13 protein-coding genes are annotated in these 14,850 nt (G+C 53.5%); 3 read left to right on the top strand and 10 right to left on the bottom strand.

Translation table 11 applies throughout. The annotated features are described in order from the left end of the window. Window positions 1-6: 6 nt before the first annotated feature. From dusB to G163CM_RS20260, 4 genes are all read right to left on the bottom strand, one after another. Complete coding sequence (dusB, locus tag G163CM_RS20245; RefSeq protein WP_015962772.1) at window positions 7-972, bottom strand: tRNA dihydrouridine synthase DusB; 966 nt, start codon at window positions 970-972, stop codon at window positions 7-9. A 358-nt stretch (window positions 973-1,330) separates the two neighbouring features. After that, window positions 1,331-2,212 (bottom strand): 50S ribosomal protein L11 methyltransferase, encoded by an 882-nt coding sequence (gene prmA / locus G163CM_RS20250; protein WP_231826075.1) that lies wholly within the window; start codon window positions 2,210-2,212, stop codon window positions 1,331-1,333. 12 nt (window positions 2,213-2,224) lie between these two features. Continuing rightward, window positions 2,225-3,676, bottom strand: coding sequence for a sodium/pantothenate symporter (panF, locus tag G163CM_RS20255; protein ID WP_231826076.1), 1,452 nt, complete (start codon window positions 3,674-3,676; stop codon window positions 2,225-2,227). Further along, the gene (locus G163CM_RS20260; RefSeq protein WP_231826077.1) at window positions 3,666-3,908 is read right to left on the bottom strand and encodes a YhdT family protein; all 243 of its coding nucleotides are present in this window, start codon (window positions 3,906-3,908) and stop codon (window positions 3,666-3,668) included. The genes panF and G163CM_RS20260 overlap by 11 nt, the downstream gene beginning before the upstream one ends. A 530-nt stretch (window positions 3,909-4,438) precedes the next feature. Between G163CM_RS20260 and G163CM_RS20265 the strand changes: the two genes are divergently transcribed. Beyond that, complete coding sequence (locus tag G163CM_RS20265) at window positions 4,439-6,067, top strand: sodium/sugar symporter (protein ID WP_231826078.1); 1,629 nt, start codon at window positions 4,439-4,441, stop codon at window positions 6,065-6,067. Between the two features lie 57 nt (window positions 6,068-6,124). On the opposite strand, the gene accC is transcribed toward G163CM_RS20265, so the two are convergent. From accC to acuI, 6 genes are all read right to left on the bottom strand, one after another. After that, on the bottom strand, window positions 6,125-7,474 hold the full coding sequence (gene accC, locus G163CM_RS20270; protein WP_015962776.1) for an acetyl-CoA carboxylase biotin carboxylase subunit: 1,350 nt from the start codon (window positions 7,472-7,474) through the stop codon (window positions 6,125-6,127). A gap of 10 nt (window positions 7,475-7,484) precedes the next feature. Next, a complete protein-coding gene (gene accB, locus G163CM_RS20275; protein WP_015962777.1) occupies window positions 7,485-7,946 on the bottom strand; it encodes an acetyl-CoA carboxylase biotin carboxyl carrier protein in 462 nt (153 codons plus the stop codon). A gap of 22 nt (window positions 7,947-7,968) precedes the next feature. Beyond that, window positions 7,969-8,421, bottom strand: coding sequence for a type II 3-dehydroquinate dehydratase (gene aroQ, locus G163CM_RS20280; protein WP_015962778.1), 453 nt, complete (start codon window positions 8,419-8,421; stop codon window positions 7,969-7,971). A 234-nt stretch (window positions 8,422-8,655) separates the two neighbouring features. Next, window positions 8,656-9,255, bottom strand: coding sequence for a protein-methionine-sulfoxide reductase heme-binding subunit MsrQ (gene msrQ / locus G163CM_RS20285; RefSeq protein WP_231826079.1), 600 nt, complete (start codon window positions 9,253-9,255; stop codon window positions 8,656-8,658). Continuing rightward, on the bottom strand, window positions 9,255-10,244 hold the full coding sequence (msrP, locus tag G163CM_RS20290; RefSeq protein WP_420851266.1) for a protein-methionine-sulfoxide reductase catalytic subunit MsrP: 990 nt from the start codon (window positions 10,242-10,244) through the stop codon (window positions 9,255-9,257). Before msrP ends, msrQ begins: the two co-directional genes overlap by 1 nt. Window positions 10,245-10,324: 80 nt before the next feature. Continuing rightward, entirely contained in the window at window positions 10,325-11,299 is a 975-nt protein-coding gene (gene acuI / locus G163CM_RS20295; protein ID WP_231826080.1) for an acrylyl-CoA reductase (NADPH), read from the bottom strand. Window positions 11,300-11,517: 218 nt separating this feature from the next. On the opposite strand from acuI, the gene csrD reads away from it, so the two are divergent. After that, the gene (gene csrD, locus G163CM_RS20300; RefSeq protein ID WP_015962782.1) at window positions 11,518-13,458 is read left to right on the top strand and encodes an RNase E specificity factor CsrD; all 1,941 of its coding nucleotides are present in this window, start codon (window positions 11,518-11,520) and stop codon (window positions 13,456-13,458) included. Window positions 13,459-13,765: 307 nt separating this feature from the next. Then, a complete protein-coding gene (mreB, locus tag G163CM_RS20305; RefSeq protein ID WP_000913396.1) occupies window positions 13,766-14,809 on the top strand; it encodes a rod shape-determining protein MreB in 1,044 nt (347 codons plus the stop codon). Window positions 14,810-14,850: the final 41 nt, after the last annotated feature.

Raw genomic sequence — 14,850 nt, forward strand, 5'->3', positions numbered from 1 at the left:
TTTCTATTACGCAAAATTTTCGAAGTATGCCTCCAACGCCTCCAGCTGTTCGCTGGCATCCTCAATGGCGTTGAATGTGCGCCGAAACTGGTCATCTGGAGCGTGCTCCTGGAGATACCAGGAGACGTGTTTGCGTGCAATTCGGTACCCTTTTGCCTGACCATAAAAGTCGTGCAACTCCCGAACATGCGCACAAAGTAAGCGCTTAATCTCTGCCAGAGGCAGAGGGGGCAGCAGCTCCCCAGTGTCCAGATAATGCTGGATTTCCCGAAAGATCCAGGGTCTTCCCTGAGCTGCGCGGCCTATCATCAGGGCATCAGCCCCCGTATAGTCCAGTACAGCTCTGGCTTTAAGCGGGTCAGTAATGTCGCCATTCGCGATAACCGGAATGGAAACTTTCTGCTTAACTGCCCGAATACTGTCGTACTCAGCTTCACCATTAAACAAACAGGCGCGTGTGCGTCCGTGAATCGTCAGGGCCTGAATGCCACAATCTTCAGCCAGTTGGGCAATTTCTTCACAGTTACGGTGCTCAGGAGCCCAGCCAGTGCGAATTTTGAGTGTTACGGGAACGTCCACTGCCTTCACGACCGCGGTCAGGATAGACTGCACCTGGTCCGGATACTGCAGTAGGGCTGAGCCCGCGAGCTTGCGATTCACTTTCTTTGCTGGACAGCCCATATTGATATCAATAATTTGGGCGCCGCTTTCCACATTAATGCGTGCGGCCCATGCCATCTCTTCAGGATCGCTACCGGCGATTTGCACGGTTCGGATACCTGGTTCATCAACGTGCACCATCCGTAAGCGAGACTTATCACTCTCCCAAACCTGCGGGTTAGAGGACATCATCTCGGAAACGGTTAAACCTGCTCCCATCTCATAGCACAGCGTCCGGAATGGTCTGTCAGTGATGCCAGCCATTGGCGCTGCGATCAGGCGATTTCTGAGCTGATAGTGTCCGATGCGCATGAGTTAAGAAATGACCATACTGTGACTGCAAGGCGGCGTATATTACGCATTTTTTGGACGAGATGAAAGGCCAAACTTTGAGCAATCAGATGTTGTAGATCAATGAATCGCAGCTCAAAGGATAGTCAAAAAATAAATATCTTTAATAATCATGAAATTAATTCGAGATGGATATTTTGTGCTCAACCATAAAAAGGTAAAACTTCTCGTTTTTTCTTACTTCTCATGGGGCAAGCACGGCACAAAACGCTGTATTTATGAGCAAAAAGAGGGGGGTATAGTGCGATCTGGATCGCATTTATCGCCATTGTCAGCAGGAATGAGGGAGTAAGGCGGCCCGGACAGGCCGCCTGAAGGCTTACTTCTTACGGCCGGTGATGCGACACCATTCTTCTTTCTCGACCACTGCGTCGAGGTTGAAAAGGTCAGCGTAAGCTTCACATACGCTTTCCGCCTGGCTTGCCAGAATACCGGAAAGGCCCAACAGACCGCCTGTAACCGGCAGCACGCTGATTAACGGGGCCAGCTCGCGTAATGGGCCTGCGAGGATGTTAGCGACCACCACATCCGCTTTCATGGCGTCTGGCTGGTCCTGCGGCAGATAAAGTTCCAGACGCTCAGAGACGCCGTTACGTTCGGCGTTATCGCGGCTGGCCTGAATTGCCTGTGGGTCGATATCAATACCGATGGCTTTTGCCGCGCCGAGCTTCAGCGCAGCGATGGCCAGAATGCCTGAGCCACAGCCGAAATCGATAACGGTTTTGCCCGCCAGATCGAGCCCGTCGAGCCACTGCAAGCACAGGGAGGTTGTCGGGTGTGTCCCGGTACCAAACGCCAGGCCAGGGTCGAGCATCACGTTAACGGCGTTTGCATCCGGCACATCGCGCCAGCTCGGGCAAATCCACAGGCGCTCGCCGAAACGCATCGGGTGGAAGTTATCCATCCACTCGCGTTCCCAGTCTTTGTCTTCCAGTTGCTCGATTTTATGAGCAAAACCGGCGCCCAGTAGCGGATGCAGTTCCAGGGCGGCAACCACCTCTTTCATGTCGGTTTCTGCGTCGAACAGGCCGATAACGTCCGTATCGCCCCACAGGCGGGTTTCACCCGGCAGCGGCTCAAACACCGGCGTATCGTGTGTATCCTGGAAGGTGATGGAGACGGCGCCCGTTTCCATCAGCGCATCGCTTAAGTCCTCAGCGTTCGCGCCGCTGGTGTTCAGTTTCAGTTGGATCCATGGCATGGCAAAAACTCTTTATTTATCAGTAGACAGTACGACAGTTTGTGGTGCGGATGAACCGAAACGGTTCCCGACCAGAAACGCCAGCAAACTCAGCAGTAACGAAGGCACAATTGGATGGAAGCCCAGGTACTGAATATTAAACGTCGCGAGCACGGCATACAGCACGCCGCCCACGATCATCGCGCTCAGCGCCCCGGCAGCGTTAGCACGTTCCCAGTAAAGCCCCAGCACCAGCGGCCACAGGAACACGGCTTCCAGGCCGCCAAAGGCCAGCAGATTCAGCCAGATGATCATCTCTGGTGGACGCCATGCAGCCAGCAGCAGCAGCGCGCCCAGAATCAGGGTAATCGCTGCCGACATCCGCTTCAGGCGTCGCTCGTTCTGCAACTGCTCCGGGCGCAGGTTCAGGTAGAGATCTTTAATGATCGTAGCGGAACTTTGCAGTAACTGTGCATTGATCGTCGACATAATGGCGGCCATCGGGGCGGCAAGGAAGATCCCGGCGGCGAACGGCGGCAACACTTTAACCATCAGTGTGGGGATAACCAGATCCGGCACGGTTAAGTCCGGGATCACCGCCCGCCCCAGCGCGCCCGCCAGGTGCATACCGAACATCAGGATGGCAACAACGATGGTGCCGATGATAATCCCGCGGTGCACGGCTTTACTGTCTTTGTAGGAAATGCAGCGCACCGCTGTGTGCGGCAGGCCAATCACCCCGAAGCACACCAGCACCCAGAATGAGGTCATAAAGGTGGGCGACAGGATATCTTCCGCGCCTTCCGGGCTGACCAGTTTCGGGTCGATGGTTTGCAGCGTTTCAACCGCATGGGTCAGGCCGCCTGCGGCGTGAACGATACCGACCAGCAGCACGATGGTGCCAACCAGCATCACCAGCCCTTGCATCGTGTCGTTGAGTACGCTGGCGCGGAAGCCGCCAAACGCGGTGTAGAGCGCAATACTGATGCCGAAAATCAGCAGGCCGGTTTCGTAAGGGATCCCCGCTGCCGTTTCCAGAAGGCGCGCGCCGCCGATAAACTGCACGGTCATTGCGCCGACAAATGCGATAAGCAGACTCAGGCTTGCCAGCCACACCAGCAGGCGGCTCTGATAACGCGCAAACAGCATATCGTTTAGCGTGACGGCATTATAGCGTCGCGCCAGAATGGCGAATTTCTTGCCCAGAATCCCCAGCGATAGCCAGACGGCAGGCAACTGAATCATCGCCAGCAGTACCCAGCCGAGGCCATATTTATATGCCGCGCCCGGCCCGCCAATAAACGAGCTGGCGCTGATATAGGTGGCCGTGAGCGTCATCGCCAGCACAATTCCGCCCATCGAGCGGCTGCCGAGGAAGTACTCGTTGAGGAATGTCCCCGTGGTCCGTTTGCGCATTGCGTAAACCGACAGGCCAAACACCACCACCAGGTAGGCGATAAGCGGAAGAATCACTTCAAGCTGCATCGTCATCCTCCAGCGGAATATCGCGGTAAATCAGTTTCACCATTGCCCAGCACAGCACAATAAAAATCAGCGGGACCAGTAGGCATGCCATCTCAAACCAGTGCGGCAGGCCGGTAATGCCGATCGCCGAATCAGGTAAGTAAGCAGCCACTAACCACGCAGCAAGATAAAGAAGGGTCAGCCACAGCGCCCAGCGCGCCTCTTTGTGGGCCTGAACAAAACGTTTATTCATAGTTTTCCTGAGTCAGGAGAAGCATATTCTTGCAGTGATTGTACGGATAGAGAGGACATAACCCAAAAATTTTTGCCAAATGCTCACAAAGTGAAGTCTAAAGGCAGATAAGCAGGTGTACCGCCACATCGGTATCGGACTGTAGATGGTGAATTCTACTCTTTGTGGCGCTGATGCTTGTGCGGCCGTTTGTAAAATTCAGCGAAATAAAAGTATTTTCATTTTTGATAGATTCTCTTGATTAAGAGAATTACTGCCGTTAATAAATCAAGTGTAATCGCTATCATTATTTTTGTGAATGTATCGTTTTTATGATTTTGATAAATCATAGAAAATCCAGATGGGCATTTTTTTGATGGTGTAATATTAATTATGGTGATGTTTTTAATGATTTTTATTCGGCGTGGTGTTGTGTTTTGTTAGGTTTGTTTAAAATTCTAAAAAATAATATTAAAATGTGAATCCCCTTAAATTTTTATAGATGTAATCGCTTACAATGCCGCCGTCATAACAAAGAAGGATGGCATAAAATGGAAGTTGAAAATGGATTGGGTACACTGGATATCACAATTTTTGCAATCTATGTGCTTATTATTATTGGCGTGGGTCTTTGGGTTTCACGCAACAAAGCCGGTCAGCAAAAGAATACAGAAGATTACTTTCTCGCTGGTAAGTCGCTTCCCTGGTGGGCGGTGGGTTCTTCGCTAATTGCGGCGAATATTTCCGCTGAACAATTTATCGGCATGTCGGGCTCCGGCTTTTCAATAGGTCTTGCAATCTCATCCTACGAATGGATGTCCGCTCTGACACTGATTATTGTTGGTAAATATTTTCTGCCGATTTTTATCGAAAAAGGAATTTATACTATTCCTGAATTCGTTGAGAAACGTTTTAACAAAAACCTGAAAACAATCCTCGCGGTATTCTGGATTGCCCTCTATATCTTCGTTAACCTGACTTCCGTACTCTATCTCGGTGGGCTGGCGCTGGAGACAATTCTGGGTATTCCGCTCATGTGGTCTATCATCGGGTTGGCGGCGTTTGCGCTGATTTATTCTATTTATGGCGGGCTGTCTGCCGTCGTCTGGACGGACGTTATTCAGGTCTTTTTCCTGGTATTGGGTGGGCTGGTAACGACCTGGATGGCGGTGCACTTTATCGGCGGCGATGAAGGCTGGTTCAGCGGTTTCAGCAAAATGGCGTCTGCTGCGCCTGAACACTTTGAGATGATCCTGAGCCCGAACAATCCGCAATATGCCAATTTGCCGGGGATTGCCGTACTGATTGGCGGATTGTGGGTGGCTAACCTCTATTACTGGGGCTTCAACCAATACATCATTCAAAGGACGCTGGCGGCGAAGTCAGTGGCCGAAGCGCAGAAAGGGATCGTTTTTGCTGCTTTCCTGAAGCTAATCGTCCCTTTCCTGGTGGTTATTCCGGGTATCGCAGCATGGGTGATTACTTCCTCGCCAGAGATGATGGCGCGGATGGGCGACGTTGCTACACATAACATGCCGACACTGGCGCACGCAGATAAAGCCTACCCGTGGCTGACACAGTTCCTGCCTGCGGGTATTAAAGGCGTCGTTTTTGCTGCATTGACGGCGGCAATCGTATCCTCTTTGGCGTCGATGCTTAACTCTACCGCCACTATCTTCACCATGGATATCTATAAAGAGTACCTGGCACCGAGCGCTAGTGAAAGCAAACTCGTTAACGTCGGGCGTATGACGGCGATTGTTGCGCTTATTATTGCCTCTTTTGTTGCACCAATGCTGGGCAATATCGGGCAGGCCTTCCAGTACATTCAGGAGTATACCGGTCTGGTGAGCCCTGGTATCCTTGGGGTCTTCCTGCTGGGGCTGTTCTGGAAAAAAACCACGAGTAAGGGCGCGATAGTGGGTGTGATTGCGTCTATTCCGTTCGCGCTGTTCCTCAAGTTCATGCCGTTAAGCATGCCGTTTATGGATCAAATGCTCTATACGCTGCTGTTCACTATCGTCGTGATTGCATTGACCAGCTTGAGCACTTCGGTTAGCGATGATGACAGCAAAAGCATTAACGTGGTGGCTTCGACATTTGCTACTGGTCGCAGTTTTAACATAGCGGCCTATGTCATAGTCATTATTCTCGCGGTGCTGTATTCGCTGTTCTGGTAAGAATGAGCTAATAAAAAGGCCGGAACGCAAGTCCCGGCCTTTTTCAATCAATGCAGCTTATTTTTCCTGAAGACCGAGTTTTTTCTCCAGATAGTGGATGTTAGTACCACCATGCTGGAAGTTCTCGTCATTCATGATGCGGATCTGCAAATCAACGTTGGTTTTGATACCGTCGATGATCAGTTCCTGCAATGCGTTTTTCATACGGGAAATCGCGACGTCGCGGGTTTCACCGTAGCAAATCAGTTTGCCGATCATTGAGTCATAGTACGGCGGTACCGTGTAGCCCGCGTAGATATGAGATTCCCAACGAACGCCAAAGCCGCCCGGCGCGTGGAAGCGCGTGATTTTACCCGGGCTCGGCAGGAAGGTGTCCGGGTCTTCGGCGTTGATACGGCATTCCACCGCATGGCCGCGAACCTGCACTTCGTCCTGCTTGATAGAGAGCGGTTGGCCTGCGGCGATGCGCAGCTGCTCTTTGATCAGGTCAACGCCGGTGATCATTTCGGTAACCGGGTGTTCAACCTGAATACGGGTGTTCATTTCAATGAAGTAGAACTCGCCGTTTTCGAACAGGAACTCGAAAGTACCCGCCCCGCGATAGCCGATATCAACACAGGCTTTGGCGCAACGCTCGCCGATGTAGCGACGCAGTTCCGGCGTGATGCCCGGTGCTGGCGCTTCTTCGACAACTTTCTGGTGGCGACGCTGCATGGAGCAGTCACGTTCCGCCAGATAGATAGCGTTACCCTGACCATCAGCCAGTACCTGGATTTCCACGTGGCGTGGGTTTTCCAGATATTTTTCCATGTACACCATGTCGTTGTTGAAAGCCGATTTGGCTTCCGCTTTGGTCATGGAGATGGATTGCGCCAGGTCGGCATCACTACGCACAACGCGCATACCGCGACCGCCGCCGCCGCCAGAGGCTTTGATGATTACCGGGTAGCCGATACGTTTGGCATGCGCGCGGTTAGCGTCCATGTCGTCGCCCAGCGGGCCATCGGAGCCTGGTACGGTCGGGACGCCGGCTTTTTTCATCGCGGTGATCGCAGACACTTTATCGCCCATCAGGCGGATAGTGTCGGCTTTCGGGCCGATGAAGATAAAGCCAGAACGTTCAACCTGCTCAGCAAAGTTGGCGTTCTCAGAGAGGAAGCCATAACCAGGGTGAATCGCTACTGCGCCAGTGATCTCAGCCGCGCTGATGATCGCCGGGATGTTCAGGTAGCTTTTTACGGACGGAGCCGGGCCAATACAGACCGTCTCATCCGCCAGCAATACGTGTTTTAAATCGCGGTCCGCGGTGGAGTGCACAGCGACGGTCTTGATGCCCAGTTCTTTACAGGCACGAAGAATACGCAGTGCGATCTCGCCACGGTTAGCGATGACAATTTTATCCAGCATCTTCGCCTCGTTACTCGATGATGACCAGCGGCTCGTCAAATTCAACCGGTTGCCCGCTTTCGACCAGAACGGCTTTCACTACGCCCGCTTTATCTGCTTCGATCTGGTTCATCATTTTCATCGCTTCTACGATGCACAGGGTGTCGCCCACGTTAACTTTCTGACCCACTTCCACGAAAGCTTTCGCTTCCGGGCCTGGTGTACGGTAGAAAGTACCAACCATCGGGGAACGTACGATGTGACCACTGATTTCAGCTTTAGCCGGAGCGGCTTCTGCTGCTGCCGGAGCGGCAACTGGCGCTGGCTGAGCCTGAGCGACCGGCGCGGCATAAGCTTGCTGCATTACCGGGAAGCTGGCTGGCGCGGTTGCGCGGCTGATGCGTACTGACTCTTCGCCTTCAGAAATTTCCAGTTCAGAAATGCCAGACTCTTCGACCAGCTCGATCAGTTTTTTAATCTTACGAATATCCATGAGTGGGTTCCGTACTCTTTGTTTAGTGTGATTGTGACAGGCGTTTTACCGCCGTCTGTAACGCGTATGAATAACCATCTGCGCCTAACCCGCAAATAACGCCAGCGGAGACATCAGACAGATACGAATGATGGCGAAACGGTTCGCGCGCATGCACATTGCTGAGGTGAATCTCGATAAACGGGATACTTACCGCCAGCAGCGCATCTCGAAGGGCAACGCTTGTGTGCGTAAACGCGGCCGGATTAATCAGGATATAGTCGACAGTGTCTTTAGCCTGATGAATTCGGTCGATGAGTGCGTACTCCGCGTTGGATTGCAGATGATCCAGCTCAACGTTCAGTGCTTCCGCTTCGCGCTGCAAACCGTTAACGATTTGCGCAAGCGTTAGCGTTCCGTACTTCTCGGGTTCACGGGTGCCGAGCATATTCAGGTTCGGGCCGTTTAAAAGCAAAATGCGAAACTTGTCTGCCATTGTGCTGCTATCTCCTGCAATTCTCCGGTAAAAAACAAAATATACCTTCGATGCGCGATTGTCACCTTTTCAGGGGCTTAAAACCCCTGTCAGGAAAACTGAAGTCGCACATTATAACTATTTCGTAGCATTTGGCAGCTAAATACTGGTCTTATCAGGGAAGATTATCAACCGCATTCGTGTAAAGTCAGGACGGAGTTCAGTAATTTGCGGTAAACCGCACATATCTCGCAGCTAGCGCCACCACTGGCGGAACTTCTTATAACGCCATGCTAAAAGTGCGACTGCGCACACGGCATAAAGCAGCGGCTGCGGCGATAAAATTTTTACCGACCACAGATAATGAATCGGTGCGAGGATCGCCACCAGATAGACGAAGTTGTGCAATAACTGCCAGCGTCGGCCCAGTTTTCGCTGCATGTACTGGGTCGATGTCATCGCCAGCGCCAGTAAAATCAGCCAACTGGCAAAGCCGAGCAGCAAATAGGGGCGCATCACCAGTTCCTGGCCCAGTAGCGCCAGGTTGTTGATACCGAGCTCCAGCAGCGCATAGCTACATAAATGCAACGTCGCCCACGCAAAACACCATAACCCCAACAGGCGGCGGGCGCGTATCAATAATGGCTGTTTAGCGTAGCGCGCCAGCGGGGAAACCAACAAGGTCGCCAGCAGTAATTTCAGAGCCATCCTACCGGTGAAGTGCTGGATATCTTTTGCCGGATCGGCGCTGAGTTGCCCGGAATATGCGGCCCAAAAGAGCCAGACTAACGGCAAAAATGCCGCAAGATGCAGGCAAAGTTTCAGCCAGCGAGTGTGGGTAACAGTTAAACGCATTAAAAGTTCTCCCGCAAATCCAGCCCACGATAGAGCGAGGCCACCTGGTCGGCATAGCCATTAAACAGCAGCGTCGGCTGACGTTTTACATCCAGAATGCCGCCGGAACCGATAAAGCGCTCGGAGGCCTGTGACCAGCGCGGGTGGTCGACGTGCGGGTTTACGTTGGCGTAAAACCCGTATTCATCGGCTGCAGCGAGGTTCCATGTGGTTGGCGGGCGTTTGCGGGTGAGCTTAATTGAGACAATCGATTTGATGCCCTTAAAACCATATTTCCACGGCACGGTGAGGCGAATGGGCGCACCGTTTTGCGGCGGCAGCGCTTTACCATACACGCCGACGGTCAGCATAGTGAGCGGGTGCATCGCTTCATCCAGGCGCAGCCCTTCAACGTAGGGATATTTCAGCCCACCGCCGATGAAGCGGTCTTTTTGTCCGGGCATCACATCAGGTGCGTACAGAGTCTGGAAGGCCACATATTTTGCATTGCTGGTGGGCTCAACCAGCGATAACAGTTTATGTAAAGGAAAGCCTACCCACGGCACGACCATCGACCAGGCCTCCACGCAACGCATCCGGTAAATGCGCTCTTCCAGTGGAAAGCGGCGGGTAAGGTCATCGTGATCGAGCGTCAGAGGTTTTGCCACTTCGCCATCGATTGTCAGTTTCCAGGGATCGGTCGGCAAACTGCCCGCGTTGGCAGCCGGGTCGGCTTTATCGAGGCCGAACTCATAAAAGTTGTTATATCCGGTGACTTTATCTTCCGGCGTTAAGGTGAGCTTGTTTTGCCATTCGGCGGGTTTGCTGAAATCGAGCGGTTTACCGGAAGGCGCGGGAGGGCGATCGTTGCCCTTAAACCAGTCGCTGAGCCCAGCCTGCGCGGGCAGTGCAATGGCCGCAGTACTGATTCCCAGCATTTTCAGCACCTGGCGGCGCTGCATCATAAAGACGGACTCTGCGGTCACGTCGGCTTCGGTTAATTTTTTCACGTTATCTCACCTCTCCGTCATTTGTACTAAGCATGACGGAGAGGCGTTATTCGCGCGAATATGTCACGAAAATTTGAAGATTAGGCGATTTTTACCAGCGTACGGCCCTGCGCCTGATTGTTGATAATCGCTTCGGCAAATTGTGATGCCTTATCAAGGGTGATTTCCGTCGCACTTTGCGCGTAGAACGATTCTGGCAGATCTTTCACCAGACGCTCCCACGCGGCGGTACGGCGCGCAATCGGGGTCATTACTGAATCAACGCCCTGTAAGCGGACGTTGCGCAGAATAAACGGCATCACGGTGGTCGGCAGCGCGAAACCGCCTGCCAGGCCGCAGGCCGCCACGCAGCCGCCGTAGTTCATTTGCGCCAGCACTTTCGCCAGCACTTTATCGCCGACGGTATCGACGGCCCCGGCCCAGACCTGTTTTTCCAGTGGGCGTGTTTCTGCGAATTCATCACGCGGCAGAATTCGGTTGGCGCCCAGTTGGCGCAGATAATCGTGGGTGCTTTCACGGCCTGAAACAGCGGCCACCTGATAACCCAGTTTATGCAGCAGCGCGACCGCGGTGCTGCCTACGCCGCCGCTGGCACCGGTTACCACAATTTCACCGTCTTGCGGGCGAACGCCTGCGTCTTCCAGCGCCATTACGCACAGCATGGCGGTGAAACCGGCAGTGCCGATAATCATCGCTTTACGGCCATCGAGCCCATTTGGCATCGGCACCAGCCAGTCGCCTTTCACGCGCGCGCGCTCAGACAAACCGCCCCAATGATTTTCACCCACGCCCCAGCCGGTGAGCAGCACCTGTTGGCCGGGCTGGAAACGCGCGTCGTCGCTGGCGTGTACCGTACCGGCGAAATCAATGCCGGGCACCATAGGGAAGTTGCGGATAATTTTGCCTTTCCCGGTGATCGCCAGCGCGTCTTTATAGTTCAGGCTGGACCACTGAATATCCACGGTGACATCCCCTTGCGGCAACAGGCTGTCGTCGATGCGCTGTACCGATGCAAGGGTTTTTCCGTCCTGCTGTTCTAAGATTAATGCCTGCATAACCCGTCCTCAATGGCTCGATGTTTGGTAAAATTTCTCTCAGAACTATACTCGCTACACACAATTCTATGTCGATTTGGCGCAATAAATTGCCAGAAACCCCTGATTTGGTAGTATGCCGGGTTCATTTGATATGTTAGTGCTCACTTTTGATGGAGCGGGCAGCCGGGGCCGGGCGATTTGTCGGGTGACGATTAACCAACGGAGTTAAATCAGGGATGCGATTAACGACGAAATTTTCCGCTTTTTTTACGCTGCTGACCGGGTTGACTATCCTGGTGACGTTGATTGGCTCGTCGCTGAGTTTTTATAACGGCATTCAATATAAAGTGAAGAGCCGCGTTGAGGCCGTCGCCACGGTGCTGGATAATCGCCTGCTGACCACGCCTTTCGAGCAACTGGGGCCACAGCTTGATGAAATGCTGGCACCCGTGGATGTGGTGCGCGTCGATTTCCTCCAGGACGGGAAAAACGTCTACCATCATGCGCGTAAAAGCAGCTATCGTCCGGTGGGCAGCTATTACCGCTATCGCGAGCTGGTGATTGATTCGGTTAAGCATCCCGGCATGCAAATCAAGCTGGCCTACCAGGATCCGATGGCGAACTACTTCCGTTCGCTGATGACCACCCTGCCGCTGACGCTCACCATCGCCTTTATGGTATTGATAGTTTTTATCGCTGTGCGCTGGCTGCGTCGTCAACTGGCCGGGCAGGAACTGCTGGAATCGCGGGCCATTCGCATTCTGAACGGCGAGCGCGGCGCGAAAGTGAAAGGCAACGTCCATGAATGGCCCGCCCGCACCAGTAGCGCGATGGACGTACTGCTGTCAGAAATTCAGTTTGCCGGTGAGCAGCGCAGCCGAATGGATACGCTGATTCGCGCCTATGCCGCGCAGGATAATAAAACCGGCCTCAGCAACCGTCTCTTCTTTGATAATCAACTGGCGACGCTGCTGGACGATCAGGAAAACGTCGGCGCGCACGGCATCGTGATGATGATTCGTCTGCCGGACCTCGATTTATTGCGCGACCGCTGGGGCAATGAAGCGGCTGAAGAGCACCTGTTTATGCTCATCAACCTGCTTTCCACCTTTATGATGCGTTATCCCGGCGCGTTACTGGCGCGATACCACCGCAGCGACTTTACTGTATTGTTGCCGCATCGCACCCTGAAAGAAGCCGACAGTATCGCCGGGCAACTGCTCAAGGCGGCGGATGCGCTGCCGATAACCAAAATTCTCGACCGTGATGACATGATGCACATTGGCATCTGCGCCTGGCGTAGCGGGCAAACCAGCCAGCAGGTGATGGAGCACGCGGAAGCCGCCGTGCGCAACGCGGTGTTGCAGGGCAGCAATAGCTGGGCGATTTACGATGACTCGCTGCCGGAGAAAGGGCGCGGGAATGTGCGCTGGCGTACGCTTATCGAACAGATGTTACGACGCGGCGGCCCGCGTCTGTATCAGAAACCGGCGGTTACGCTTAATGGCCGCGTGCATCACCGGGAGCTGATTTGCCGCATCTATGACGGCACTGAAGAGGTGATTGCCGCAGAGTATCTGCCGATGGTGCTGGAGTTCGGCCTGATGGAAGAGTACGACCGCTTGCAGATAAACCGCGTGCTGCCGTTCTTAAACTTCTGGCCGGAAGAAAACCTGGCGTTGCAGGTGTCGGTTGAGTCGCTCATTCGCCCGCGTTTTCAGCGCTGGCTGCGTGATTCTTTAATGCAATGCGAAAAATCGCAACGCAAACGGATTATTTTTGAACTTGCAGAGGCGGATGTTTGTCAACATATCAGCCGTTTGCAGCCCGTCGTGCGTTTAATTAACGCATTAGGGGCCAGGATCGCCGTTATTCAGGCGGGTTTAACCCTGGTGAGCACCAGTTGGATCAAGCAGCTTGAGGTTGAACTCATCAAGCTTGACCCAAGTCTGGTGCGCAATATTGAGAAGCGGAGTCAAAACCAGTTGCTGGTGCAGAGCCTGGTTGAAGCCACGAAAGGCACAACCATGCAGGTTTTTGCGCCGGGCATCCGGAGCCGTAGTGAATGGCAGGTACTGACAGAGTGTGGCGTTTCCGGCGGGCAAGGTGATTTTTTTGCCGCCTCACAACCACTTGACACGAATGTGAAAAAATATTCGCAAAGATACTCTGTTTGACCTGCTGTTTAGCGTGTTTATCACGTAGAATAATGCGCGCGGTTTATTCGGGGGTGTGCGTGTCTGCTCGCCGGGTATATGTCGCATCATGCAAGTCGACGACCTTTGAAACAGGTTGCAAGTCCAGATTGGGATACGGTTAATGACGCCCGACGCTGATGGAGCCAGGTTGGATTTGTAACAGAGGAAACGAACTGCACTAATTTTCACCGTTGCAGATGATTTTTGCGCCTTGTCGCTGCTGCGTGTGGTTGGTAAAGTAAGCGGATTTTGTTTTCCGCCCCAGCTTTCAGGATTATCCCTTAGTATGTTGAAAAAATTTCGTGGCATGTTTTCCAATGACCTGTCCATTGACCTGGGTACTGCGAATACCCTGATTTACGTAAAAGGACAAGGCATCGTATTGAATGAGCCTTCCGTGGTGGCCATTCGTCAGGATCGTGCTGGTTCTCCGAAAAGCGTCGCTGCCGTTGGTCATGACGCCAAACAGATGCTGGGTCGTACGCCTGGCAACATCGCAGCCATCCGTCCGATGAAAGACGGCGTTATCGCTGACTTCTTCGTTACCGAAAAAATGTTGCAGCACTTTATTAAACAAGTGCACAGCAACAGCTTCATGCGTCCGAGCCCGCGCGTACTGGTTTGTGTGCCGGTTGGCGCAACGCAGGTTGAGCGTCGTGCGATTCGTGAATCCGCACAGGGCGCAGGCGCGCGTGAAGTGTTCCTGATTGAAGAACCGATGGCTGCGGCAATCGGCGCAGGCCTGCCGGTTTCCGAAGCGACTGGCTCTATGGTGGTTGATATCGGTGGTGGTACCACTGAAGTGGCGGTTATCTCCCTGAACGGCGTGGTTTACTCCTCTTCCGTACGTATCGGCGGCGACCGTTTCGATGAAGCTATCATCAACTACGTGCGTCGTAACTACGGCTCTCTGATCGGTGAAGCGACCGCAGAGCGCATCAAGCACGAAATTGGCTCCGCTTACCCGGGCGACGAAGTGCGTGAAATCGAAGTACGTGGCCGTAACCTGGCTGAAGGCGTACCGCGCGGTTTCACCCTGAACTCCAACGAAATCCTCGAAGCGCTGCAAGAGCCGCTGACCGGTATCGTAAGCGCCGTCATGGTTGCACTGGAACAGTGCCCGCCGGAACTGGCGTCCGACATCTCCGAACGCGGTATGGTTCTGACCGGTGGTGGTGCGCTGCTGCGTAACCTTGACCGCCTGTTAATGGAAGAAACGGGCATTCCTGTCGTTGTTGCTGAAGATCCGCTGACCTGTGTGGCGCGGGGTGGCGGCAAAGCGCTGGAAATGATCGATATGCACGGCGGCGACTTGTTTAGCGAAGAGTAGTCAGCCTGAGTCCGGGGTAGCTTTCGGGCTACCCTTGATTT

Origin of the sequence: Pseudocitrobacter corydidari (genome assembly GCF_021172065.1) — a bacterium.
In the GTDB taxonomy this organism is placed as follows: domain Bacteria; phylum Pseudomonadota; class Gammaproteobacteria; order Enterobacterales; family Enterobacteriaceae; genus Pseudocitrobacter; species Pseudocitrobacter corydidari.